Source organism: Streptomyces hyaluromycini (assembly GCF_002217755.1).
GTDB lineage: Bacteria > Actinomycetota > Actinomycetes > Streptomycetales > Streptomycetaceae > Streptomyces > Streptomyces hyaluromycini.
Genome location: NZ_BCFL01000024.1, coordinates 265,029 through 290,450 on the forward strand (window position 1 = coordinate 265,029; position 25,422 = coordinate 290,450).

Below are 25,422 nucleotides of genomic sequence, written 5' to 3' on the forward strand. Positions count from 1 at the left end.
TCGGCCCCGTCGGCCTGCGCCTGTGGCTGCGGACACCCGGGGCCGGCAGGCCGACCCGATGCCCGCCGCAGGGCCGTCGGTCCCGGCGCCGCTCCCCTCCGACGAGGCCCCGGGCCCAGCGGCCGACACCGTCGGCCCAGGTCTGCCCGGCCGCCGTCCATGATCGTCCCCCGATCATTCGTCCCCCTCGTTGCGGCCGCTCCCGGATCGCCTGCCCTCCGGCGTGGCACGGCCGCCCCCTGTCTCACTCGACTCCGCCTTCTTCGTCGCACGCGTGCGCGTGCGGCCCGGCCCGGACGAACCGGGGCGGGTGTGCTCCGAGCCCACCTGTCGCGGCCGGGTGCCTTCCGGCCACGGCCGTCGGTCGTCGGGGGTGTCTGCGGTGCGCGGGCGGCGGCGACGGCGGATACCGGAAGCGGCGGCCCGCCCGCCGGCGGGGTCGGCGTCGGCGTCGGCGTCGGCGTCGAGATGAAGCGGACCGGCGTCACCGGCCGCTGCCGGGCCGTCCGCCGATACGCGACCTGTGCGTTCCGTGCGTTCCCTGCGCAGGCAACGGCGGATCGACTCCGGGTCCAAGCCCTCGTTGCAAGCCTGGTGGAGCAGCCGGGCGAAGAGGTAGTCGGGGTCCGCTCCCAGGGCCATCGCCAGGGCCTCCCGTGCCTCCAGGTCGTCACCGGTCGACCAGGCGACCCAGCCCGCCAGTGTGAGGGGAGCGGCGGCGTGCTCGCCGTACGGGCCGACGCAGCGGCGGGCCAGGGCTCGCCACAGGCGCAGGGCCGGTCCGGCCTCGTCGCCCTCCATCCACGCGGCCGCGCGGTCGCGGGTCGTGCGGTCCTGCAGTCCGAGAATGAGCGTTGCGGCCTCGTCGTGGGAGAGCAGTGCGTCGTCACGGAGATCCGCCTGATGGGTGCCGGACACGGGGGTGGTACCGGCGTACCGGTCGATGACCCGCCCGGCGAGGGCGAGGGTCTCCTCGGCCACATGCGCCCGGAAGGCGTCGTCGAGGATCCGGGGCACCAGTGCCATGCCGGCGCTGTCGAGGGCGATCTCCTGCTCCACGGCCCCGGTCTCCCAGGGGAGAAGCCTGGCCCGCAGCTCCCGCAGGCTGCCGCGCACCTGGATCCCGGCGTAGGTGGCGGCGGCTGCGAGCACGGAGGTGCCGGGCAGGCCCATGGGGGAGCCGTCGGGCGGACAGCATTCCTCGGTCGGGCAGCAGTAGGACCAGAAGCGGCCGTCCGAGACGCACAGGGCCTCGATCACGGGTACGTCGAGCCTGCCGCACTCGGTACGCAGCAGCTGGGCCAGCGGCATGAGCCGGCGCATCACGTCCCGGCCCGATTCGCCGGGCGCCGGTTCCTGGCAGACGTAGGCGACCATCTGCTCGGGCCGGACTCCCCGGCGCTCGCCGCCGGTCACCAGTCCCTGTACGAGCTGGCGTGCCGCCGATTCCCAGTCATCCTTGTTCGAGGGGATGCCGAGCCGGGCCCGGCCGCCGAAGCGGCCACGGCCGGCGCGGTCGTGCAGGGCCACCAGCACCATGCTGTCCTCGGGGCGGTACCCCAGCAGATAGGGCAGCGCGTCCGCCAGCTCGGCCGGGGTGCGCAGGGTGACCTGGGTGTCGTGGGTGGATCGCCCGAGGGGGACCGCACCTCGGGTGAGGTCGCCGTTTTCGGAGGATCCAGTGGTTTCGCTGTGATTCGTCATGCGCAGACGATCTCGCGGATCTTGCGATTCCGGTTGAGCCTGTGGATAACTCAAATCAGGGACACGACAAAGCCGTCTCCCGTATCCACAGGCCCGCACGGCTGTCGGTCCCGTCCTGTTGTATGGGACGCATGGAGCACACGAGCAACGCGGAACTCCGGGCCCGGGCGGATACCGTCCTCGCCCGTCTCGTCGGGGACGACACGGGCGCCGCCCGGCTGCGTGAGGATCAGTGGCGGGCGATCGAGGCGCTGGTCGCGGACCGGCGCCGGGCCCTGGTCGTCCAGCGCACGGGCTGGGGCAAGTCCGCGGTGTACTTCGTGGCGACCTCGCTGCTGCGGGCCTCGGGCGGCGGCCCGACGGTGATCGTCTCCCCGCTGCTCGCGCTCATGCGCAACCAGGTGGAAGCCGCGGCCCGCGCCGGCATCCACGCCCGCACCATCAACTCGTCCAACACGGAGGAGTGGGAGTCGATTCAGGCGGAGATCACGGCCGGCGAGGTCGACGTCCTTCTCGTGTCCCCGGAGCGGCTCAACAACCCGGACTTCCGCGACCAGGTCCTGCCCAAGCTCGCCGCGGCGACCGGACTGCTCGTCGTGGACGAGGCCCACTGCATCTCGGACTGGGGTCACGACTTCCGGCCCGACTACCGGCGGCTGCGCACGATGCTGGCCGACCTGCCGCCGGGCGTGCCGGTGCTGGCGACCACCGCCACGGCCAACGCGCGCGTGACCGCCGACGTGGCGGAGCAGCTCGGCACCGGCGGCACCTCGGACGCGCTGGTGCTGCGCGGTCCGCTGGACCGGGAGAGCCTCAGCCTGAATGTGCTGCGGCTGCCGGACGCCGCGCACCGGATGGCCTGGCTCGCGGACCATCTGGACGAACTGCCGGGTTCCGGCATCGTCTACACGCTCACCGTGGCCGCCGCCGAGGAGGTCACCGCGTTCCTGCGGCAGCGCGGGCACACCGTGGCGTCGTACACGGGGAAGACGGAGAACGCCGACCGGCAGCAGGCCGAGGACGACCTGCTCGGCAACCGGGTCAAGGCGCTGATCGCCACCTCCGCGCTCGGTATGGGCTTCGACAAGCCCGACCTCGGGTTCGTGGTGCACCTCGGCTCGCCCTCCTCCCCCATCGCCTACTACCAGCAGGTGGGCCGCGCCGGCCGTGGTGTCGAGCACGCCGAGGTGCTGCTGCTGCCGGGCCGGGAGGACGAGGCGATCTGGGAGTACTTCGCCTCGCTCGCCTTCCCGTCGGAGGTTCTGGTGCGCCGCACCCTGGATGTCCTCTCCCGGGCCGGCGGCCCCATGTCGCTGCCCGCGCTGGAGCCGCTGGTGGAGCTGCGCCGCTCCCGGCTGGAGTCCATGCTGAAGGTTCTCGACGTGGACGGCGCGGTCAGGCGGGTCAAGGGCGGCTGGGTCGCGACCGGGCAGCCGTGGACGTACGACGCGGAGCGGTACGCCTGGGTGGCGCGGCAGCGCGAGGCCGAGCAGCAGGCGATGCGGGCATATGCGGCCACGGCGGACTGCCGGATGGAGTTTCTGCAGCGCCAGCTGGACGACGAGGAGGCGAAGCCCTGCGGCCGCTGCGACAACTGCGCACGGCCCCGCTTCACGGACGGCACCTCCTCGGCCGCGCTGGACGCGGCGCGGGTCGACCTGGGCCGCGCGGGTGTCGAGGTGGAGCCCCGCCGGATGTGGCCGACCGGCCTGCCGGCGATCGGCATCGACCTCAAGGGACGTATTCCGGCCGGTGAACAGGCGTCGGCGGGGCGGGCCTTGGGTCGGTTGTCGGACATCGGCTGGGGCAATCGGCTACGGCCGCTGCTCGCTCCCCAGGCCCCGGACGCGCCCGTGCCCGACGATGTCGCCCGTGCCGTGGTGGAGGTTCTGGCCGACTGGGCGAAGGGGCCCGGCGGCTGGGCCCCGGGCGCGGCCGACGCACAGCCGCGCCCCGTGGGCGTCGTCACCGTCGCCTCGCGCTCCAGGCCCCGGCTGGTCCAGTCGCTGGGCGCGCGCATCGCGGAGGTCGGCAGACTGCCCCTGCTGGGTTCCGTGGAGTACGCGGGCGAAGCGCCGCGGGTCTCGCGCAGCAACAGTGCCCAGCGCCTCAAGGCCCTCGACGGTGCACTGACCGTGCCGCCCGGCCTGGCCACCGCTCTCGCCGAGTTCCGGGGACCGGTCCTGCTGGTGGACGACTTCACCGAGACCGGCTGGACCCTGGGGGTTGCGGCTCGCATGCTCCGCAGGTCCGGAGCGCGGGGGGTGTTGCCGCTGGTCCTCGCCGTGCAGGGCTGACCTGCCCGCTGCTGTTCGAATACGGCATCGGGCGCGGCGTACGAACGTGCCGCGCTCGAACGTTCCAGGGGTCGCCGGGCGTCTCATCGGGTAGGGATATAAGCCACGCACCACCAGATAACAGTCGGTGGCCCCATTTGCTCGTTGCCGCATCCAAGTTCGACAGCAAGAATTGGGGTCCGCTCCCCGCACGGCTCGTCCGTGATCCGGTTGGGCTTTGCTGCGGTGCGCGCGGCCCCGAATCCGATCTCGCCCGCTGTGTGGGCGCGTAGCCGAAGGGAGGAACGTGACCTTCGGATTCGCTCCGTCCTCGGCGGCGTCGTTGTCGACATCCGCGTCCGCCGCTTCTGCCAGTCGTCTGCTCGAGCCCGCGGAGTGGGCCGACGCCGGAATACCGCTGCTGCGCAACCCCCGCGAGGTCGTCAGCGGCCTGCACGCCCGGCATCGCCCCCGTCCGGGCACCGCGATCGTCGCCGTCCTCGATCCGGAGGAGCGGCTGTGCGCCAGCGCCTCCTTCGGCCGACGCTCGGCCCCGGCCGACGGCTGGATGTTCCGCAACGCGCTGCTGGCACAGTTGCGCCGGGTCATCCCGCACGACCTGCGCCGCCGCACCCCGGTGCGGACCGCCGTCCTGCTCTACTGCCGCGAGGGGGACGCGCGTTGGACGGAGGAGGACGGTGCCTGGATGTGGGGGCTGCGGGACGCCTGCACTCTGCACGGGCTGCGCTGCGGGGCCTACATCACGCTGACGCACGACGGCTGGCAGGTGCTGGGCGAGGGTCGCGGCGGGCGGCGCCCCAATGCCGACTCGCCTCCCGAACCCTTCGCCCTGTCGGAGGCCCCGCCTCTGTCGCCGCGCACCGGAGGCGCCGCCTCCGAGGTACTGCGCCGCGCGGCCGCCCGCTGAACCACCGGCCCCCGCAAGGGGGCACCGGGGCCGGGCACGCTCCAGCGGGCACGGCGCCCCGGTCATGACCTGCGGCTACATGACCTACAGCGTGCTCGGCGGTCACGCCGCGCTCCGCGACGGGCAGCGGCACCCGCCCGTCGCCCGGGCATGCCAAAGACATCACTGTGCGAGTCACCGCCGCGGCTCCCTCGGTACCTCCGGAGTCCCAGAGGTGCCGCAGACAGCTCAGACGCCCGCGCCCAGCACCGAGTTGATGTGCTGCGGGTCGCCGCAGACGATCAGCAGGGCGCCGGCCCGGGAGAGGGCCAGCGGCAGGGCGGTGGCGGCCACGGTGTCGGGTCCGCCGTTGACGGCGACGACCACCACGGAGCGGGTCGCGGCACGGGAGGCGACGGCGGCGTCCGTGTAGAAGACGTCGTCGCCCGCGTCATGCTGGGCCCAGTAGGAGGCTTCGCCGAAGGACAGCTCGTGGTCGGCCCACGGGTGCTGCGGGCCGGTGGTGATCACCAGCACGTCGCCGGGGGCACGACCCGATTCGAGGAGCAGGTCCACTGCTTCCTCGGCCGCGTCGAGAGCGCTCTCGACGGAGGCCGGGATCAGCTGGACCTGCGGGGCCGCCGCTGCCGCGGCGGGGACGGCCGGGCCGGACGGGCCTGGCTTGGCCACGTCACGCGGCGCGCGCTGTACCGGCGGCGTGGGCCGCACAGGGCCGTGACGACCGGGACGCGACGGAGCCGCGGGGCGGGGGCCGGGTACGGGACGAGGGGTCGGCGCGGTACGGCCGGTGGCCGGAGTGGCGCGGGGACCCTGGGCACTCTCGTGAATCTGAGGCTCCTCGGGAATGAGAGGCATGAGCTGATATTTATCAAACGTTGGTGCAGGTCACGTGAACCGGGTGACACAACAGTGCGACTGGAAGGTCAGAAATCGAAGCCGAGCTGACCCTCGATCTCCGGAGCGCTTCCCTCCGCCCAGCCGCGGACCTTCTTGAGGTGCCGCCACTGGGGCAGCGCATCAAGATACGCCCACGACAACCGGTGGTACGGGGTGGGTCCCCGCTCCTCCAGTGCGGCTTTGTGCACGGGCGACGGGTACCCGGCGTTGTCCGCAAATCCGAAGTCTGCATGGTCGATACCCAGTTCGGCCATCATTTTGTCGCGCTGAACTTTGGCGATCACCGAGGCCGCGGCCACGGCGACACACGACTGGTCACCCTTGATGACCGTGCGCACCCGCCACGGGGCACCGAGGTAGTCGTGCTTCCCGTCGAGGATGACCGCATCGGGACGGACCGGCAAGGTCTCCAGGGCGCGGGTCGCCGCCAGTCGCAGTGCGGCGGTCATCCCGAGGTCGTCGATCTCCTCCGGCGAGGCATGGCCCAGGGCATAGGCCGTGACCCACCCGCGCAGCGCCTCGGAAAGCTCCGTCCGCCGCTTGACGGTCAGCAGCTTGGAGTCGGTGAGGCCCTCGGGTGGTCGGCGAAGACCGGTGACCGCGGCACAGACGGTGACGGGCCCGGCCCAGGCGCCGCGCCCCACCTCGTCGACACCGGCAATGACCTTGGCTCCGGTCGTGGCGCGAAGGGAGCGCTCGACGGTGTGAGTAGGCGGTTCGTACGGCATGGCGCCCTTAGGGTACGCCGCACTGATCCCTTGGCGACACCCCGGCTTCCCGGACCGCGCCCTGGACCACCTGAGCCGCAGCTCAGGCCCCGCGCGACAGCAGCAGCGGAAGCATGAACCGGTCGATCATCTCTTCGACCTCCTGATCGCTCCATTCGCTTCCGGAAATCTTGTTGCGGTACATCATCATCGCCGGAATGGCGTCGAGAACATAGCCGTTGGCCGCGTCGGCACGTACCTCACCCCGCTCGATACCCCGGGCGACGATGTCACCGATCAGCTGGATCGTCGGCCCCACAACCCCGTCGAAGATCACACCATGGAACCGCTCGACCTGCACGGGATCGCATTCGTGAATGACCGACCGCAGCGCGAATCCGAGGCGCGAGAACATCGCGTCCCGGGCCTGCCGGCACAGGGCCAACAGGTCCTCACGCACACTTCCGAGGTCGGGAGCCTCCTCCAAACGCGGCAGTCCGGCCTGCAACGCGTCCGCGACCAGCTCTTCCTTGGAGGGCCAGCGACGGTAGACCGCCGCCTTCCCGGTCTGAGCACCGGCGGCGACACCCTCCATGGTGAGGCCGTTCCAGCCGACGGTGCTGAGCTGCTCCAAGGCGGCGTCCAGGATCGCGCGTTCGAGGACCGCACCGCGCCGACGAGGGGAGGCCGCCTGGGGAGCAGCGGCAGTCCAGCGCGAGGTAACCATCTGATGTTTCTCCAGCGAGCGAGGGGAAGCGGGAAGTCCGGAGCGGGGGACGCGGCGCGCGACGGCAAAGGGGGACGCGGCACACGACGCGCAATTAAGTGAACGCTTGCGTTCTCTACCGGGGACTCACTACCGTTGACACGACAGTGAACGCTGCCGTTCACTAACACCTTCGTGGGGGATCCATAGTGACAACCTCTCAACTGATACCGGACCAGAAACCAGGTGCGGCCCGCCGGCAGGGGCGCCCCGGCATCGCGCTCACCGTGATTGCCGCCTGTCAGCTCATGGTGGTACTCGACGCGACGATTGTGAACATCGCGCTCCCGCACATTCAAGCGGCGCTCAAGTTCAGCACCACGGACCTCACGTGGGTGGTCAGCGCCTACACGCTCACCTTCGGCGGTCTGCTGCTCCTCGGTGCGCGGGCCGGCGACATCCTCGGCCGGCGTCGGGTGTTCATGACCGGCATCCTGCTGTTCACCTTCGCCTCGCTCCTCGGCGGCCTCGCCCAGGAACCCTGGCAACTGCTCGCCGCCCGCGCCCTCCAGGGTGTCGGCGGCGCGATCGCGTCGCCGACCTCGCTGGCGCTGATCACCACGACCTTCCCCGAAGGCCCGGAGCGGAACCGGGCGTTCGGCGTGTTCGCCGCCGTCTCGGCGGGCGGCGGGGCCATCGGCCTGCTGGCCGGCGGCATGCTCACCGACTGGCTCGACTGGCGCTGGGTGCTGTTCGTCAACGTACCGATCGGGCTGCTGATCGCCGCCCTCACCCCGCAGTACATCAACGAGTCCGAACGGCACCCCGGACGGTTCGACATCGCGGGCGCGCTGACCTCCACCCTGGGCATGGCCGCCCTGGTCTACGGCTTCATCCGGGCCTCGGAGAAGGGCTGGCACGACGGTCTGACCCTCGGGTCGTTCGCCGCCGCAGTGGTCCTGCTGCTGTCCTTCGTCTTCATCGAGACCCGGGCGAAGGAGCCCATCACCCCGCTGAGGATGTTCGCCGACCGCAACCGCTCCGGCACCTACGTGATCATGCTCAGCCTGGCCGCCGCGATGTTCGGCATGTTCTTCTACATCGTGCTGTTCGTGCAGAACGTACTGGGCTACAGCCCGATCAGGGCCGGTCTGGCCTTCCTGCCCGTGACGGCGGCCATCGCCGTCGGCGCCGGACTCTCGCAGCGGTTCCTGCCCACCCTGGGCCCGAAGCCGTTCATGATGACCGGTTCGGCGCTCGTGGTAGTCGGACTCACCTGGCAGACGTTCATCAAGCCCGACAGCTCCTATGTCGGCGGGGTTCTCGGGCCCATGCTGGTCTTCGGCTTCGGCATGGGGCTGAACTTCGTGACGGCGACCGTCACCGCGGTCTCCGGTGTCGCCCCGCACGAGGCCGGAGCGGCCTCCGGGCTGCTCAACGCCATGCAGCAGGTGGGCGGTTCGCTGGGCCTGTCCATCCTGACCACGGTGTTCGGCTCGGCCAGCAAGGACGAGGCGAAGAAGCAACTGCCCAAGTTCCTCGCCGGCGGTTCGCCGGAGCAGAAGGCAGCGTTCGCCAAGACCCATCAGCTGCCCGCGCCTTGGGGACACGAGGTGCTCGCACACGGCATCTCGACCGCGTTCATCCCCGCCGCCGCCATGGCCGGGCTCGGCCTGCTCACCGCCTGGCTGGTGATCAAGGTCCGCAAGAGCGATCTCGAAGCCCTCGCCGGCACGGCCGGCCCGGGGATCGGCTGACCCCACCGGGTCCGCACAGAGTCGCGGATGGCCGGACCTCTGCCTCCGCCAGGGGACAGACGGCAGAGGCAGAGGTCCGGCCATCCGCCTCGCGACCGTCGGCGCCGCGATCATCAGCACGGCGCACACCATCAGCAGAGCTGACCCGACCCACATGACCGACACCTCCCCCGCCACTACGCCTCCCGCCCACCTCCCGGCACATGGGTCAGGTGGAGCGGCTGCCAGGAGAACGCCCGACGGTCACGCAGAGTTCCCGCCGGGCACGGAGAGTCTCCTATGCGGACCACGGGATTCGGCATGGACCGCAGATGCCGGGAACGGGCCTGCCTCGGACCGACGAGGCTTCACCCCGGCGCGCTTCGACGGTCCTCGAACACCGGGCCCACCACGAGACGGCAGCGCCCGGCCTCGCCGCAGGCCCCCCATGCCTCCGGGGCGCCGCGGCCTCGCGGCGTTCCGTACAAGCCGGCTCCGAAGGGGCGCCGAACCGCATCGCCGCCGTACACGGTCCGAGCCCGACCTCGGCTGATCACCCGCCGACAGCGGTTCCCGTCCCTGCCGGCACCCATTCCGGCAGCGCCTCGGTCCGCTCCGCCCATGCGGCCGGCGGCGCTCCCTGCCGCCCGCCCGCGAGCACGCCGCCCACGATGGCGCAGGTGGTGTCCACATCGCCGCCCACCTGGGCGGTCGTCCAGAATGCCGTCTCGTAGTCCCCGAGGGCGCGTGCCGCCGACCAGAGGGCGAAGGGGACCGTGTCATGGGCGGTCGTACGCCGTCCGCAGCCCAGGACGGCCGCTACGGTGCCCGCGTCGGCGTAGTCGAGCATGTCGCGGGCGCGCCGCAGGCCCTGGCCGACAGCGCTTCTGGGGACGAGAGCGACGACCCCGTCGAGGAGCGCCCCGGGGCTCGGCGGGCCGCCCGGCGCGGCTGCCAGCGCCGCTGCGGCCGCCACGGCCATGGCACCGACCACGGCCTCCCGGTGCTGGTGCGTGGGGTAGGCCGAGATCTCGGCCTGGTGGGTGGCCTGCTCCGGATCGTCCGCGTACCAGGCGCCCAGGGGCGCGATCCGCATCGCCGCGCCGTTGCCCCAGGACCCCTGCCCGTTGAAGAGCCCGGCGGCCAGCTCGCGCCAGTCGCCGCCCTCCCGGACGAGGCGCAGCAGACGGTTGACCGCGGGACCGTAGCCCCGGTCGAAGTCATGGTGCGCGGCGAAGGAGTGGGCCAGCGCGTCCTGGTCGATGCGGTGGTGGGCGGCCAGGACGGCGACGACCGAGCAGGCCATCTCGGTGTCGTCGGTCCACTGCCAGGGGGCCGGAGGCAGTTCCCGCCGCTTCAGCAGCGGGTAGTTCACCGGCACGAAGAACTGCGAGCCCAGCGCATCGCCGACCGCGAGTCCGCGCAGGCTGGCCAGGGCGCGCTCCAGGCGCCCGGGGGTCGGGGAATCAGTGGATGAGATCATCGCGGCCAGCCTAACCGCTCATCCAGTAGGGCTCCGGGTCCCGCCAGCGGTCGAAGGGCTGGTTGAGCGTGTACTTGCCGTCCTCCCCGAGAACGAGCATCCGCATCTCGGCGTTCCCGGGGTTGGAGAGCGACTCGAACTCCGCGACCGTCCAGTGGAACCAGCGCATGCAGAACAGCCGCATCGCCAGGCCGTGGGTCACCAGGAGCACGTTCGGCGGGTGGTCCGGCGCCTCGAAGCTGCGAAACAGGCTCTCCAGGAAGCCGCCGACGCGGTCGTACACGTCGGCACCGGACTCACCCTGGGGGAAGCGGAAGAAGAAGTGTCCGTACGCGTCCCGGTACGTCTTCTGCAGCCGCACGTCGTCGCGGTCCTGCCAGTTTCCCCAGTCCTGCTCGCGCAGCCGGGGCTCCTCACGCACGCGTATGAGATCCGGGTCCAGGTGGAAGGCGCGGAGGGTCTCGTGCGTACGGCGGTACGGGGAGACGTACACGCTGACAGGTTCTCGGCCGAAGATCTCCCGGACGCGCTTGCCGGTCTCTTCAGCCTGCCGCCAGCCCCGCTCGGTCAGGGCCAGCGCGTGGTCGGGTTCCCGCTCGTACACGGAGTCGTCGACATTGCCGGTTGACTCGCCGTGCCGGACAAGGACGATGCGCCGTGGTCGTGCCATGCCAAAACCCTAGATCGAGTGACGAAAAATCGAGCACTCGGACGGGCCCCATACAGCGCAGGTCACACAAATCACGGGTTGGATATTCAAACGATCCAGCTCGGTTCGAGCTCCACGATGTCACCCGTGAGGGCCGCGATGTCGGCCTCCGTCTGGGCGCGCAAGGCCAGCCGCTCCACCCGTTCGGTGCGGTACTTGCCGTGCTCGGCGGCCGACCGCCACATGGAAAGGATCATGAACTCGTGCGCCGGGGCCTCCGCGAACATGCCACGGATCATGCCGGGCGAGCCGGCCATCGCCGGGTTCCAGACCTTCTCCTGCATCAGCGTGAAGTGTTCGACGCGCTCCTCGTGCACCCGGCAGAGGGCCACCCGGACCAGGTCGCTGTCCGTGAACCGCGGTTCGAAGCCGGTCTTCACATCGAACCGGTACTCGAACAGCTTGACCTGCTGGTCCTTGTACGTGCCGGACTGGGACGCGGCCAGGCGATCATGCGAACGCGCCATGAAGGAGTCGTAGAAGGCACGGCTCTCCCAGAAGGCGAAGATGTGCGCCACTCCGGGTCGCTGCCGACTCCATCCCCCACCCTGTCCCCGAAATCCCGGCTCCCCCAGAAGCCCCGCCCATTTCCGCTGCCCCCGCTCGAAGCCCCTGCGGTCAACCACGGTGCAGCGAATCCACTTGACCAGCACCGCGCCATCGTAAGGCCATGGAGCGTGGCGCCGGTCACGCTCCGGCTGAGATCACCCGCGCATGCGCCCCCGCGCGCGTGGCACGATGGACAAAGAGCCTGGGCAGCCCGTCAATTGGGGCAGTGGACCTCTAGGGGGAAGGGGACGCGTGATGAGCGGTTTCAGTAAGGCGATGAGCAAGGTCGAGGTCGCGGTGAAGTGGGATCCCAGCCCTTCCGGGCAGCCGCCCACCGATCTCGACGTCATCGCCGGGACGTTCACAAGGACCGACCCGTACGGAACTCCGGCCTATCTCGTGCACTTCGACAGCCGTTCACCCGACGGCACGATCTTTCTCAACCGGGACAGCCAGGACGGCAAGGGCTTCGGCTGGGACGAGGTGATGACACTGGAACTGGACCGGCTCGACAGCCGGTACGCGCGCGTGGTCGTCGGAGTCGTCATCCAACAGCGGGCCACGCACCGCACGTTCGTGAATGTCCTGAACCCGGCCGTCCGCGTCCGGGAGGGCTACAACGTGCTGGCCGAGGACGACTTCGGCTCGGTTCTCGGGTCGACGGCGGCCGCCGTCGCGGAGTTCGTGCGCGACGGGTCCGGGGACTGGAGCTTCCGGCCCGGACTGCACGGCTTCGAGGACGACCCGGTGGTCTTCACCCGGGAGATGGGCGGACTCGGCCGTCCCTGACGGCGAACGACCACCCGAGCGGACAAACGGTAAGGGGCGCCGGCCATGGCCGGCGCCCCTTACTTCACGTCACATCGACTCGTCAGCTGCAGCCGCTGGTCGAGCCGCAGCCCTCGCAGATGTAGCAGGAGCCGGCCCGCTGCATCTTGGTACCGCAGGAGAAGCAGAGCGGGGCGTCGGCCTGGATGCCCAGCTGCATCTCCACCAGCTCGGCGCTGGTGTGCGCCTGCCTCGGGGCGGGCTTGGCCGAGCCGAGCTCGGTCCGCGGGGCGGCGACGGCCTTCAGCTCCTGGGCGCGCGGCGCCGACTGGGCCAGGCCCTCGACGTCGACCTCGTCGTCGATGGTCGGCTCGTACGAACCGGTGTCCAGGTGCCGCTGACGCTCCTCGGCGGAGTGGATGCCGAGCGCGGAGCGCGTCTCGAACGGCAGGAAGTCCAGCGCCAGGCGGCGGAAGATGTAGTCGACGATCGACTGCGCCATCCGCACGTCCGGGTCGTCCGTCATGCCGGCCGGCTCGAAGCGCATGTTGGTGAACTTCGAGACGTACGTCTCGAGCGGCACACCGTACTGGAGGCCGACGGAGACCGCGATGGAGAAGGCGTCCATCATGCCCGCGAGGGTCGAGCCCTGCTTGGACATCTTGAGGAAGACCTCGCCCAGGCCGTCGTCCGGGTAGGAGTTGGCCGTCATGTAGCCCTCGGCGCCGCCGACGGTGAAGGACGTGGTGATGCCGGGACGACCCTTCGGCAGGCGCTTGCGGACCGGGCGGTACTCGATGACCTTCTCGACCGTCTCGCGGATGGTCGCCTCGGCCTTCTCCGTGACCTCGGCCTTCTCCTTCTCCTTGGTCTTGGCGGAGAGCGGCTGGCCGACCTTGCAGTTGTCACGGTAGATCGCGAGCGCCTTGACGCCGAGCTTCCAGGCCTCGAAGTAGATCTCCTCGACCTCCTCGACGGTCGCCGTCTCCGGCATGTTGACCGTCTTGGAGATCGCACCGGAGATCCAGGGCTGGATCGCGGCCATCATGCGGACGTGGCCCATCGGGGAGATGGCGCGCTCGCCCATGGCGCAGTCGAAGACCTCGTAGTGCCCGTGCTTGAGGCCGGGAGCGTCGATCACATTGCCGTTCTCGGCGATGTGGGCGACGATCGCCTCGATCTGCTCCTCCTGGTAGCCCAGGCGGCGCAGGGCCTGCGGGACCGTGCCGTTGACGATCTGCATCGAGCCGCCGCCGACCAGCTTCTTGAACTTGACCAGGGCCAGGTCGGGCTCGACGCCGGTGGTGTCGCAGGACATCGCGAGACCGATGGTGCCGGTGGGGGCGAGGACGGACGCCTGGGAGTTACGGAAACCGTTCTTCTCACCGAGGCGCACCACGTCCTGCCAGGCCTCCGTGGCGGCGGCCCAGACCGGGGTGTCCAGGTCGTCGGTGCGGACGGCCACGGTGTTGGCGTCGGCGTGCTGCTTCATGACGCGGTTGTGGGCGTCGGCGTTGCGGGCGTAGCCGTCGTAGGGGCCGACGACCGCGGCGAGCTCGGCGGAGCGCTTGTAGGCGGTGCCGGTCATCAGGGAGGTGATGGCACCGGCGAGGGCGCGGCCGCCGTCGGAGTCGTAGGCGTGGCCGGTCGCCATGAGCAGGGCGCCGAGGTTGGCGTAGCCGATGCCGAGCTGGCGGAAGGCGCGGGTGTTCTCGCCGATCTTCTGGGTCGGGAAGTCCGCGAAGCAGATGGAGATGTCCATCGCGGTGATGACCAGCTCGACGACCTTGGTGAAGCGGTCGACGTCGAAGGACTGGCTGCCCTTGCCGTCGTCCTTCAGGAACTTCATCAGGTTCAGCGAGGCGAGGTTGCAGGACGTGTTGTCCAGGTGCATGTACTCGCTGCAGGGGTTCGAGCCGTTGATCCGGCCGGACTCCGGGCAGGTGTGCCAGTGGTTGATGGTGTCGTCGTACTGGATGCCCGGGTCGGCGCAGGCCCAGGCCGCCTCGGCCATCTTCCGGAACAGGCTCTTGGCCTCGACCTCTTCGATGACCTCGCCGGTCATCCGGGCGCGCAGACCGAACCGGCCGCCCTGCTCGACCGCCGTCATGAACTCGTCGTTCACGCGGACCGAGTTGTTGGCGTTCTGGTACTGGACGGAGGTGATGTCGTCGCCGCCCAGGTCCATGTCGAAGCCCGCGTCGCGGAGGGCGCGGATCTTCTCCTCCTCCTTGACCTTGGTCTCGATGAAGTCCTCGATGTCGGGGTGGTCGACGTCCAGGATGACCATCTTGGCGGCGCGGCGGGTGGCGCCGCCCGACTTGATGGTGCCTGCGGAGGCGTCGGCGCCGCGCATGAAGGAGACCGGGCCGGAGGCGTTGCCACCGGAGGAGAGCAGCTCCTTGGAGGAGCGGATCCGGGAGAGGTTCAGGCCGGCACCGGAGCCGCCCTTGAAGATCATGCCCTCTTCCTTGTACCAGTCGAGGATCGACTCCATGGAGTCGTCGACGGACAGGATGAAGCAGGCGGAGACCTGCTGGGGCTGCGGGGTGCCCACGTTGAACCACACGGGGCTGTTGAAGCTGAAGATCTGGTGCAGGAGGGCGTACGCCAGCTCGTGCTCGAAGATCTCGGCGTCGGCGGGCGAGGCGAAGTACTTGTACTCCTCGCCGGCCTTCCGGTACGTCTTCACGATGCGGTCGATCAGCTGCCTGAGACCGGTCTCGCGCTGCGGGGTGCCGACGGCACCGCGGAAGTACTTGCTGGTGACGATGTTGACCGCGTTCACCGACCAGAAGTCGGGGAACTCGACGCCACGCTGCTCGAAGTTGACCGAGCCGTCGCGCCAGTTGGTCATGACGACGTCACGGCGCTCCCAGCTCACCTCGTCGTACGGATGCACGCCGGGGGTGGTGTGGATGCGCTCGATACGCAGTCCCTTGGTGGCCTTGGTTCCCTTCGCGCGGGAACTCCGTGCCGGACCGCTCGCCGTCTCTGTCATGCCGCCTCCCTGTACGGGCTAAAACGCCCTGAAATGCCACGATGTTCCCGTGACACACTGTTCTGTTTTCGCGTCACGAGTGCTCTCAGCTGCCACCCGCAACAAGTCCTGGATCGCCGCCCGACAACCGGATCCGGGCCCTCCGCCCGGTTCCGATCCGCCCGTCAGCCGGCGATGTGATCGGGTGCGGGCACCCGTGCGCTCCCGCCTGGCCCGTGATCGTCCTCCCGGCCCCCCGCTCCCGCGTCTTCGCCGTCCGCGGCGGGGTCCTGCGCAGCCTGCCTGAGCTCCGCGATCGCGGCCTCGAAGTCCTCAAGCGAGTCGAACGCCCGGTAGACGGAGGCGAATCGCAGATAGGCGACCAGATCGAGTTCCTGCAACGGACCGAGTATGGCCAGCCCCACGTCGTGGGTGGTCAGCTCGGCACTTCCGGTGGCCCGCACCGCCTCCTCGACCCGCTGGCCGAGCTGGGCGAGCGCGTCCTCGGTGACAGGCCGTCCCTGGCATGCCTTGCGCACGCCGTTGATGACCTTGGTACGACTGAAAGGCTCGGTGACTCCGGATCGCTTGACCACCATGAGCGAGCAGGTCTCCACGGTCGTGAAACGACGGGAGCAGTCCGGACACTGGCGGCGCCTGCGGATCGACGTGCCGTCGTCGGTCGTACGACTGTCGACCACGCGGCTGTCGGGGTGCCTGCAGAAGGGGCAGTGCATGATCTCCAACCCTCCTCACAGCAGACTCAATGGCCTCGCTGGGCCACATGGGCCCCTCGAAGCAGCCCCAAGCATAGGCGATCTCAGAGAGACCGGAGACCCGGGGGACCACAACTTGTGGGCTGCGGTAGCAATCCAACCACTAGATGTGGTGATTGGCTGATACATCGCCAGGTTGCGCGTGTCGCACACGTACCGCTATGGCGGATACGGAGATACCGTGGGCGCCGCACGGAGGTCACGTGCGACTCCGGCGCAGATGGGGAGGTACATCCCGGTCAGCGGCGGCCAGGATGGCAGACTGGGCACACCCACAAGGCCATCACCTCGGCGGTGAAGAGTACAACAATGGGCCCTTTTGCCCGCTGGGTACCGCGTGAGCCATACACCCAGACATGTGATCACGTACGGTGAACCGCGTTTTTTCACTCGAACGTGTGTTTGGCGCAACCTTTCGAAAGCAACTACCGTTGTCCAGCAGGGAGACCATCGAGAGGGGCCGACGTGACCACGACCGCTGACAGTGCCACCATCACCGCCCAGGACCGCTCCCAGGGCCGACTCGACCCGGTGCATGCCATGAACGAAGCCGTGAATCCCGAGGGACACAAGCGTTCCCTGCCGGGCCGACCTCCAGGCATCCGGGCTGACAGCTCGGGCCTCACCGACCGGCAACGCCGGGTGATCGAGGTGATCCGGGACTCGGTGCAGCGGCGGGGCTACCCGCCGTCGATGCGCGAGATCGGCCAGGCCGTCGGCCTGTCCAGCACGTCCTCGGTGGCGCACCAGCTGATGGCACTGGAGCGCAAGGGCTTCCTGCGCCGTGACCCGCACCGCCCGCGGGCGTACGAGGTGCGCGGATCCGACCAGGCCGTGAGCGTGCAGCCCACGGACACCGCCGGAAAGCCCGCCGCGTCGTACGTCCCGCTGGTCGGCCGGATCGCCGCCGGTGGGCCGATCCTCGCCGAGGAGTCGGTCGAGGACGTCTTCCCCCTCCCCCGGCAGCTGGTCGGCGACGGCGAGCTGTTCGTACTCAAGGTCGTCGGTGACTCCATGATCGAGGCCGCGATCTGCGACGGCGACTGGGTCACCGTCCGCCGCCAGCCGGTCGCCGAGAACGGCGACATCGTCGCCGCCATGCTCGACGGCGAGGCCACCGTCAAGCGCTTCAAGCGCGAGGACGGCCACGTCTGGCTCCTCCCCCACAACGCGGCCTACGAGCCGATCCCCGGCGACGACGCGACCATCCTGGGCAAGGTCGTCGCGGTACTGCGGCGCGTGTGACGCCTGCGGCGGGCGGTCACATCGCCCGCCCTCCGATCGGGCCCCGGGACCCCTGCGCCGGTTCCGGGGTCCTGCTCTGTCCGGAACCGCTTCATTCACCACTCTGGATCGTGGGTAGGCCTGTCCCCGCGTCGGGACAGGCCGCCACCCACGATCATTCCGTCTCCGCCTGACGCGCAGCCGCGTCAATCGCCGCCAGCGACTTCCGCGCCTGGTTACGGTCCGTGGTGTACCAGAAGTCGGGCAGTGAGGACTTGAGATAGCCGCCGTACCGCGCGGTGGCCAGCCGCTGGTCGAGCACGGCCACCACGCCGCGGTCGCCCGACGCGCGTACGAGCCGGCCGGCCCCCTGCGCCATCAGGAGCGCGGCATGGGTGGCGGCGACTGCCATGAAGCCGTTGCCGCCGGCGTCCTCGACGGCCTTCTGCCGGGCGCTCATCAGCGGGTCGTCCGGGCGCGGGAACGGGATCTTGTCCATGACGACCAGCTGGCAGCTGGGGCCGGGGACGTCGACGCCCTGCCACAGCGACAGCGTGCCGAAGAGACAGGTCCTGGGGTCCGCCGCGAAGTTCTTGATCAGTTCGCCGAGGGTCTCCTCGCCCTGTAGGAGTATCGGGAACTCGGGAATCCGGACACGCAGTTCCTCGGCGGCCTGCTGGGCGGCCCGCATCGAGGAGAAGAGGCCGAGGGTGCGGCCCCCGGCGGCCTGGATCAGCTCGGTCAGTTCGTCGAGCATGTCGGCGCGGTCGCCGTCCCGTGCGGGACGGGACAGATGCTTGGCAACGTAGAGAATGCCCTGTTTCGGGTAGTCGAAGGGTGAGCCGACGTCGACACCCCGCCACTTCGGGAGGTCGTCGCCTTCGGTGCCCTCCGGGGCGAGACCCAGGGATGCGCCGACGCCGTTGAAGTCGCCGCCGAGCTTGAGGGTCGCCGAGGTGAGGACGACCGAGCGGTCCGCGAAGAGCTTCTCCCTGAGCAGGCCCGACACCGACATCGGGGCGACACGTAGGGAGGCACCGAAGCGGTCGTGGCGTTCGTACCAGACGACGTCCCACTCGGAGCCGCTCACGATCCGCTCCGCCACGTCGTGCACGGTCTCCACCGAGGCCAGCGCCTGCTTGCGGACCGCGTCCTCGTCCTGGACCGACTTGTCGCGGGTCGTACCGATCGCGGAGATCACGGTCCGGGAGGCGTCCCTGAGCGCCGCCAAGGCGTACCCGAGATCCTCCGGGATCTCCTCCAGGCGCCCCGGCAGGGCCAGCTCCATCAACCGTTCGAAGCCCTCGGCGGCGGTCTGCAGCTGGTCGGCGGCCTTCTCGTCGACCAGTTTGGCGGCACGCCGAACCGCACGGTTGACCTGGCCCGGAGTGAGTTCGCCGGTGGCCACGCCGGTGACCCGGGAGACCAGTTCGTGCGCCTCGTCCACGATCAGCACCTCGTGCTGCGGGAGCACCGGGGCACCCTCGATGGCGTCGATCGCGAGCAGGGCGTGATTGGTGACGACCACCTCGGCGAGCTTCGCGCGCTCACGGGCCATCTCGGCGAAGCACTCGGCGCCGTAGGCACATTTGGACGCGCCGAGGCACTCCCGGGAGGAGACCGAGACCTGGGCCCACGCCTTGTCGGAAACGCCCGGCGTGAGGTCGTCGCGGTCGCCGTTCTCGGTCTCGTCGGCCCAGTCGCGCAGCCGGAGCAGGTCCTGGCCGAGCTTGCTGGTGGGCGCGGCCGCCTCGAACTGGTCGAAGAGGCCCTCCTCCTCGTCCTGCGGCATGCCCTCGTGCAGCCGGTGCAGGCACACGTAGTTCGACCTGCCCTTGAGCATGGCGAACTCCGGGCGACGGCGCAGCAGCGGGTGCAGGGCGTCGACGGTGCGCGGCAGATCCCGCTCGACGAGCTGTCTCTGCAGGGCGAGGGTCGCCGTCGCCACGACGACCCGCTCTCCGTGTGCGAGCGCGGGCACCAGATAGCCGAGTGACTTACCGGTGCCGGTGCCGGCCTGGACCAGCAGATGGGATCCGTCGTCGATCGCTTCGGCGACCGATTCGGCCATGGTCACCTGGCCGGGGCGCTCCGTACCGCCGACAGCTGTGACAGCGGCATGCAGGAGTTCAGGGAGTGAGGGCTTCGTCATAGCGCGACCACCCTACGACCCGGCACTGACAATCGGGCGATCAAGGCGGGGACGTGGGGTGGGATCACGCCGGGGGCTCCTGGACGGGCAGACCAAGGGAGAGGGCCGGGCCGGCGGCCGGGCCCTCCGGATTTCTTTCGGACGGCCGGGAACTTGATCGGTCGCCGCTTCGTACTACATGTGTACACGCAATCACTCAGCGCTACATCAGATGACGTAGGGACCGGTCCCGGATCATGAGGGCGGCCCGTTTGCCCGGCAGATCGACCTCGGCGGCGTAGCGGAAGCCCGCGTTGAGGAAGGCGGCCACGGAGGGGGTGTTATGAAGATCGGGTTCCGCGACGACACGCGCGCAGGCGGGGCGGTGATCGAGTACGAGATCGGCCACGGCCCTGAGCAGGGCGGACCCCAGTCCCCGTCCCCGGTCGGCGACATCGCCGACGAGAAGGTGGACACCGGTGTCGTGCGGGCGGGCCGGATAGTGGCGCGCGAGCGGGTCCAGGTCGGCTCGATAGATCTCCCAATAGCTCATCGGGACGCCGTCGAGCACGCCCAGACACGGCACGCTGCGTCCGTCTCCCGCCAGCTGGGCGCGCAGATGGTCCTCCGTCTGCGCCCCTGAGCCGGCCAACTGCCAGAACGCGGCCACGGCGGGGTCGTTCATCCAGCCGCTGATGATCGGCAGGTCGCGCTCGACGTGGACCGGCAGCAGGTGGAAGGCGCCGACGGAGGTCTGGACGGGGCCCCAGGTGCCGACCTGGTCGAGCAGGTCGAGCGCGTCGGGCGGGCCCGGGAGATCGAGCGGGCGGGGCGAGTCGAGGACGCCGGGCGAATCGACTGGGTCGAGTCGGTCGCGGGTGAGCCCGGGGGCTCGTTCGTCGGCGTCGGGCGTCTTCCCGGCGATGAGGGCGAGGAATTCGTCGGGCAGGCGGAGGTCCAGGGTGTCCTCGCAGTCCCTGATGTCCTCGGCGGGTCCGGAACGGCCTGGGTGGACCGGGACGGGGCCTGTGTCGGCGCTCGCGTCGGTGGGAGGCATGGTGCGCTCCTCTCAGGAGACGAGGTGGGTCATGTTCCTCGGACGGTGAACGAAGGGCGGTGGAAGAAGGGCGGTGACCGGGAGTCGGTAACGGTGTCGGTGACCGCGTCGGTGTGGGGTCAGGACGGTGTGGAGTGGAGGGGGTTGGTGATGGTGACGTAGACGGACTGGGTGTCGACCGGGCCTACGAGCTCGTCGAGGCCGTGCAGCCGGGTCAGCAGGTTGGCCTTGCAGCGCAGGACGGGTGAGTCGAGCAGGCGGGCGGGCAGGGAGGTGCGCAGCCGGGCTGGTCCGGCGGCGGCGTCGGTGAGGAACCGGCGGAAGGCCGCGAGCAGCAGGCGCTCGTCGGCGAGCCGCTGGGAGCCGAACGCACCGATCAGGCCGAGCACGTTGTTGATGCCGAGGTAGTAGGCGAAGCGCTCGTCGGTGACCTCGTCGGAGACGAAGGTGTCGCTGTGCTCGCCGATGCCGGGCAGCCGGGCGTCGAGGTCATCCCGTCGGGACTCGCGGAAGTAGTAGCCCTGGTTGTCGCGGTAGCGGCCACCGGCGGGCCAACCATCGGCGTCCAGCAGGAGCAGGGTGTTCTGCTGGTGGGCCTCCAGGGCGATGCCGGCCTCGCTGTCCAGCCAGAGCACCGGGCGGACGACCTGCTCCAGATAGCGCAGGAACCACTCGGCGCTGACGGCACCGACGGGTCGGCCGGTGCGTTCGGCGAGCCTGGAGACCACCCGGGCCAGCCGGGAGCGGTTCGGCCGGGACCTGCCCTTCGCCTCCGGGATGTCGAGGGGCAGGGGCGTGACCAGCCCGGCGACGCAGGACACATCGTCGGTCGGGGTGAACGGGTTGTGCCGGATCACCACGTCGAGTCCGGGTACGGGCCGGCCGTCCAGGCCGTCGACGGCCAGCCAGGCGGGGTCGCGCACGATGTCGAAGCCGGGGTGGGCGGCCTGCCACTGCTTGGCGAGGCCGGTGCGCAGCAGGCGGTGCACCTCGACGCCGCGGTGGAGTTCCTTGCGGAGGTTCTCCCGCCGGGAGTTGGTGATGCGCAGGCCGAGCGACAGCTTGAGCATGGCGGGGGCGCCGGTGCGGTGGACGGTTCGTACGGAGGAGGTGGGGTGCCAGGGAGCGCCGAGCGGGCCCAGGTCGCGGAGGAGTCCGGCGTCGAGGAGCGCGGCGGTCTCCTCGCGGTGGCCGATCTCGCGGGCCTGCCAGGGGTGCAGAGGCAGGGCGGCGGCGCAGCCGTGGGGCAGGGGCAGGACCGTGCCGGACAGGCGTTCCATCAGGTGCGGCGCGGGGACGGGACGGCCTCGCTCGGTCCAGGCCGAGTCGGTGATGAGAAGGGAGGAGGCGACCGCCATCCAGTGCAGAGGGAAGGAGCCGCGCAGCTCCGGTGAGTAGAGCCGGGATTCGGACTCGGTCAGGCCTTCCCGGCTCTTCGGGGTCGGGTGCAGCGGGTGCCCGAGGAGGAGTGCCTGCTCGGCGGCGAGGAAGCGGTCGGGGCCGTCGGCGGGGTGGGCACGCCGGTCCGTGATGAAGGTGGCTGTGCGGCGCCGGGAGTCGGAGACCCTGGCCACGAGGTCGTCGCCGTCGGGGGTGGCCCACGCGCTGGGGGCGCCGTCGGCCGCGTGGCCGACCGTGCCTCCGGCGTGGGCGGCTGTACTGCCGGCGTGGCCGACGCTGCCCCCGACTCGGTCGGAACTGCCATCGGCTCGACCGGAACTGCCATCGGCTCGGTCGGCCGTCGCCGCCGGTCTCGCGGTCGTCTCGCGAGTGAGAAGCGCGGCGAGGGTGACCGCGTCGACGGGTGGGGCGGTCTCGGGGGCGCCGGCCAGGCGGGGTGGGTCGAAGCGGTGCCAGCCGGTCGGGGACCAGTGGCGGATCGGGGTGATCAACACGGTACCGCTGGCGGGCAGCGGGACGCGGAGGGTGCCGGTGGCGGGCGCGGGCAGGTTCGTCTCGCGGACCCAGCAGCGGAGCAGGTTCTCCACGGCGGCGGCCTGGGCGGCGATGTGCGGGTCGGGGTGTTCGAGGAGGTCTCCCGTGTCGTCGCGCGGTCGTTCGGGCTGGGCGGTGCGGCCTCGCTGCTGGGGGACCGACTCGGCGAGCGGAACGGGGCGCCCCGGTGGGCCCTGGTCTCCGTTGTCGTCGGGGGTGGGGGTGGCGTTCAAGGAGGGTTCCTCGGGGGCTCGGGCGGTGCGGTGCTCGGCGTCGTGCCGGCGAACCGGGCTGGTCGGGTCGTGAGTCGAGCGGTGGGTCGAGTGCTGAGTGTCCTGATGAGAGAGGTGTGGATGATGTGGGCTTCGGTGGGCGGGGCGGTCGATCCGCTCCGGGATCGTCGGCCGGCTGGTTCGTCCGGGCCGCACCGGTCGGCCGGCCTGCTGTCGGCGATTCGGCGGGCGGGTCCTGTCCGGGCGGCCTGGGTGACGTGGGTGGTCCGGACGCCCCGGGAAGCGAGTTCCCTCCCGGCGGTGCGGTCGGCCGGTCTGTGTCGGGGGCTCCGACCGGTCGCGGCGTTCCCGGTGCGCCGGTCAGTCGGCCGGCTCCTTTCGGCCCTCGGGGCGTCGGGGCCGGGCGCCGTGAGCGGCCGGGTCACGGGCCACGGCCGCCACGGCGTCGGCGAGACGGTCCAGTACGGCGGCCGCCTGTTCGTCGGTGATGGTCAGCGGCGGCAGCAGTCGTACGACACCGGCGTGGCGGCCGCCGAGTTCGACGATCAGGCCCCGCTCCAGGCAGGCGCGCTGCACGGCAGAGGCCAGTTCGGGAGCGGCGGGGCGCGGCCTGGGCCGGGCCTCACCGTCCCACTCGCACTCGCACTCGCTCACCGCACCGCCGCGCGCCGCCACCGCATCACCGGCTCCCCGAGCCTCCGCGTCCCCCGCGGCCTCCTTCGCCCCCGTTACCTCCTTCGCCTCCTTCGCGCGCCCCTCCGCCACCACCGTGAGGTCCTCCCCCTCCGGGTCCACCAGCTCCAGGCCGATCATCAGCCCCCGCCCCCGCACATCCCCCACGCACGCGAAGTCGTCCTGGAGGCCGCGCAGTTGGGTCAGCATCCGGGAGCCGAGGAGGCCCGCTCGTTCGGCGAGGGCGTTCTCGCGGACGTGGGCGAGGGTGGCGGTGCCGGCGGCCATGGCGAGCTGGTTGCCGCGGAAGGTGCCGGCGTGGGCGCCGGGTTCCCAGACGTCGAGGTCGTCGCGGTAGACGACGACGGCAAGGGGGAGGCTGCCGCCGATGGCCTTGGAGAGGACCATGACGTCCGGGACGACGCCGCTGTGTTCGACGGCCCAGAAGGCGCCGGTCCTGCCCACCCCGGTCTGGATCTCGTCGGCGATCAGCGGGATGGACCGGTCGGCGGTGAGCCGGCGCATCCGGCGGAGCCAGTCGTCCGGCGCGGGGATCACCCCGCCCTCGCCCTGGACGGGTTCGAGGATCATGCCGGCGGGGAGGGGGACGCCGGACTTGGGGTCGTCGAGGACGGTCTCGGTCCAGCGGGCGGCGAGTTCGGCACCGCGGGGGCCGCCGACGCCGAACGGGCAGCGGTAGTCCTGGGGGTAGGGCAGCCGGGCGACGCGGACGTCGCCGGCCCCGCCGGAGGCGGCCAGAGCTCCGGTGGTCATCCCGTGGTAGGCGCCGGTGAAGGCGAGGATGCCGGTGCGGCCGGTCGCGGCCCGGACGAGCTTGAAGGCGGCCTCGACGGCGTCCGTGCCGGCGGGCCCGCAGAACTGTACGCGGGCGCGGTCGGCGAGGCCGGGCGGCAGGGTGCGGAACAGTTCGGTGGTGAAGGCGTCCTTGACGGGGGTCGCCAGGTCGAGGACGGAGAGCGGGGCGCCGGAGTCGAGGACCTTGCGGATCGCTTCCAGCACGACGGGGTGGTTGTGGCCGAGGGCGAGGGTACCGGCGCCGGAGAGGCAGTCCAGGTAACGGCGTCCGTCGGCGCCCTCGATGGTCAGGCCGCGGGCCCGCACCGGCACGATGGGGAGGGCGCGCGCGTAGGTACGTGCCCGCGACTCGCGCGCCGACTGACGCCTCAGGATCCCCTCGTGCGCCGCGTGCGCTCCCCCGAACGTCCCCTCGGTCACCGACTCCGTCACGGCCACGGCTCGCTGTCCTCCCCGCTGTCCAGAGGCGACTTGATCGGCGGGCACCGGGCGCAGGCAGCGGGCCCCCCACCGCTACCAACCCCGGACCGGCCAGCGGGTTACGGGTCGACTCAAGATCATTGCCATGAGCTTGCCCTCCCGGCCCACCCGTCGTTCGACCCGCCGGACATGGATCCACTCCACGACCGACCTTCCCTCGGTCATGTCTTGACGTGCGAATCGAGCGGTTCACGGCTTCGGTTGAAAATTTGGATGCGTGATGCAGGTTCGGTTCACCGATACGAACGGCCGATCACGGTCCGGAGGCGGTTGTCCCATGAGCGCGAAGATCTGTGTGCGGATCGCCACCCGTGCCATGACCCAGGTCGCGGCGGCGATCCCGAACCCGGACACTCCCGCGACACCCGACCACCCGCGGAACAGCGCCCCCGACGCGATCCGGCCCGGGGTGCTGGAGTTGGCGGACGGGGCGGTCCGGGCCCCCGTCGGTCCCGGGCTCGGCGTCGAAATCGATCATGAGTCGGTCGGCCGGCTGCACCGGCTGTACCTGCAGTCGGGAATACGCACTCGCGACGACGCCGGTCACATGCGACGCGTCGATCCCACGGACGAACTGCGGTTGCCTCGCTGCTGAGGCCGTAGCGAAACCGTTGCCCTTCCATCGGAAGCGGCGCACAGCGAGCGCATAGTGTGT

19 protein-coding genes are annotated in these 25,422 nt (G+C 70.7%); 6 read left to right on the plus strand and 13 right to left on the minus strand.

Annotation, left to right across the window (positions count from 1 at the left end; translation table 11 throughout):
- Positions 1 to 174: 174 nt before the first annotated feature.
- Complete coding sequence (locus tag SSP29_RS31990) at positions 175 to 1,704, minus strand: DUF4192 domain-containing protein (protein WP_089104334.1); 1,530 nt, start codon at positions 1,702 to 1,704, stop codon at positions 175 to 177.
- Between the two features lie 131 nt (positions 1,705 to 1,835).
- Here SSP29_RS31990 and SSP29_RS31995 point away from each other — a divergent pair, with 131 nt between their 5' ends.
- Together SSP29_RS31995 and SSP29_RS32000 are read left to right on the plus strand one after the other, a co-directional pair.
- On the plus strand, positions 1,836 to 4,001 hold the full coding sequence (locus tag SSP29_RS31995) for a RecQ family ATP-dependent DNA helicase (RefSeq protein WP_089104335.1): 2,166 nt from the start codon (positions 1,836 to 1,838) through the stop codon (positions 3,999 to 4,001).
- Positions 4,002 to 4,287: 286 nt separating this feature from the next.
- Complete coding sequence (locus SSP29_RS32000; protein WP_089104336.1) at positions 4,288 to 4,908, plus strand: hypothetical protein; 621 nt, start codon at positions 4,288 to 4,290, stop codon at positions 4,906 to 4,908.
- 228 nt (positions 4,909 to 5,136) lie between these two features.
- Here the strand turns inward: SSP29_RS32000 and SSP29_RS32005 are convergent, their stop codons facing one another.
- From SSP29_RS32005 to SSP29_RS32015, 3 genes are all read right to left on the minus strand, one after another.
- A complete protein-coding gene (locus tag SSP29_RS32005) occupies positions 5,137 to 5,763 on the minus strand; it encodes a hypothetical protein (RefSeq protein WP_089104337.1) in 627 nt (208 codons plus the stop codon).
- 68 nt (positions 5,764 to 5,831) lie between these two features.
- Complete coding sequence (gene rnhB, locus SSP29_RS32010; protein ID WP_089104338.1) at positions 5,832 to 6,533, minus strand: ribonuclease HII; 702 nt, start codon at positions 6,531 to 6,533, stop codon at positions 5,832 to 5,834.
- Between the two features lie 82 nt (positions 6,534 to 6,615).
- Entirely contained in the window at positions 6,616 to 7,239 is a 624-nt protein-coding gene (locus SSP29_RS32015; RefSeq protein WP_089104339.1) for a TetR/AcrR family transcriptional regulator, read from the minus strand.
- Positions 7,240 to 7,427: 188 nt separating this feature from the next.
- On the opposite strand from SSP29_RS32015, the gene SSP29_RS32020 reads away from it, so the two are divergent.
- Complete coding sequence (locus SSP29_RS32020; protein WP_089104340.1) at positions 7,428 to 8,975, plus strand: MFS transporter; 1,548 nt, start codon at positions 7,428 to 7,430, stop codon at positions 8,973 to 8,975.
- 532 nt (positions 8,976 to 9,507) lie between these two features.
- Here SSP29_RS32020 and SSP29_RS32025 read toward each other — a convergent pair.
- The 3 genes from SSP29_RS32025 to SSP29_RS32035 form a co-directional block, all read right to left on the minus strand.
- Positions 9,508 to 10,437: an ADP-ribosylglycohydrolase family protein gene (locus tag SSP29_RS32025; protein ID WP_089104341.1), complete on the minus strand. Its 930-nt coding sequence runs from the start codon at positions 10,435 to 10,437 to the stop codon at positions 9,508 to 9,510.
- Between the two features lie 10 nt (positions 10,438 to 10,447).
- Positions 10,448 to 11,107, minus strand: a complete 660-nt coding sequence (locus SSP29_RS32030) for a histidine phosphatase family protein (RefSeq protein WP_089104342.1) — start codon at positions 11,105 to 11,107, stop codon at positions 10,448 to 10,450.
- A gap of 86 nt (positions 11,108 to 11,193) precedes the next feature.
- Positions 11,194 to 11,799, minus strand: a complete 606-nt coding sequence (locus tag SSP29_RS32035; RefSeq protein WP_089104343.1) for a YdbC family protein — start codon at positions 11,797 to 11,799, stop codon at positions 11,194 to 11,196.
- A 151-nt stretch (positions 11,800 to 11,950) separates the two neighbouring features.
- Here SSP29_RS32035 and SSP29_RS32040 point away from each other — a divergent pair, with 151 nt between their 5' ends.
- The gene (locus tag SSP29_RS32040) at positions 11,951 to 12,484 is read left to right on the plus strand and encodes a TerD family protein (RefSeq protein WP_089104344.1); all 534 of its coding nucleotides are present in this window, start codon (positions 11,951 to 11,953) and stop codon (positions 12,482 to 12,484) included.
- 82 nt (positions 12,485 to 12,566) lie between these two features.
- On the opposite strand, the gene SSP29_RS32045 is transcribed toward SSP29_RS32040, so the two are convergent.
- The gene (locus SSP29_RS32045) at positions 12,567 to 15,464 is read right to left on the minus strand and encodes a vitamin B12-dependent ribonucleotide reductase (protein ID WP_089104345.1); all 2,898 of its coding nucleotides are present in this window, start codon (positions 15,462 to 15,464) and stop codon (positions 12,567 to 12,569) included.
- A gap of 164 nt (positions 15,465 to 15,628) precedes the next feature.
- Positions 15,629 to 16,180: a transcriptional regulator NrdR gene (gene nrdR, locus SSP29_RS32050; protein ID WP_089104461.1), complete on the minus strand. Its 552-nt coding sequence runs from the start codon at positions 16,178 to 16,180 to the stop codon at positions 15,629 to 15,631.
- Between the two features lie 504 nt (positions 16,181 to 16,684).
- Here nrdR and lexA point away from each other — a divergent pair.
- A complete protein-coding gene (lexA, locus tag SSP29_RS32055) occupies positions 16,685 to 17,464 on the plus strand; it encodes a transcriptional repressor LexA (protein WP_089104346.1) in 780 nt (259 codons plus the stop codon).
- Between the two features lie 154 nt (positions 17,465 to 17,618).
- On the opposite strand, the gene SSP29_RS32060 is transcribed toward lexA, so the two are convergent.
- The 4 genes from SSP29_RS32060 to SSP29_RS32075 all read right to left on the minus strand — a co-directional run bounded on the left by SSP29_RS32060 (position 17,619) and on the right by SSP29_RS32075 (position 24,725).
- Positions 17,619 to 19,595 carry an ATP-dependent DNA helicase gene (locus SSP29_RS32060; RefSeq protein WP_089104347.1) on the minus strand — a complete coding sequence of 659 codons (1,977 nt, stop codon included), beginning with the start codon at positions 19,593 to 19,595 and terminating at the stop codon, positions 17,619 to 17,621.
- 202 nt (positions 19,596 to 19,797) lie between these two features.
- Positions 19,798 to 20,631, minus strand: a complete 834-nt coding sequence (locus SSP29_RS32065) for a GNAT family N-acetyltransferase (protein WP_089104348.1) — start codon at positions 20,629 to 20,631, stop codon at positions 19,798 to 19,800.
- 119 nt (positions 20,632 to 20,750) lie between these two features.
- Positions 20,751 to 22,799, minus strand: coding sequence for an IucA/IucC family protein (locus tag SSP29_RS32070; RefSeq protein ID WP_089104349.1), 2,049 nt, complete (start codon positions 22,797 to 22,799; stop codon positions 20,751 to 20,753).
- Positions 22,800 to 23,159: 360 nt separating this feature from the next.
- The gene (locus SSP29_RS32075) at positions 23,160 to 24,725 is read right to left on the minus strand and encodes a diaminobutyrate--2-oxoglutarate transaminase family protein (RefSeq protein ID WP_089104350.1); all 1,566 of its coding nucleotides are present in this window, start codon (positions 24,723 to 24,725) and stop codon (positions 23,160 to 23,162) included.
- Between the two features lie 319 nt (positions 24,726 to 25,044).
- Between SSP29_RS32075 and SSP29_RS32080 the strand changes: the two genes are divergently transcribed.
- Positions 25,045 to 25,362, plus strand: coding sequence for an enolase C-terminal domain-like protein (locus SSP29_RS32080; protein WP_245883316.1), 318 nt, complete (start codon positions 25,045 to 25,047; stop codon positions 25,360 to 25,362).
- Positions 25,363 to 25,422: the final 60 nt, after the last annotated feature.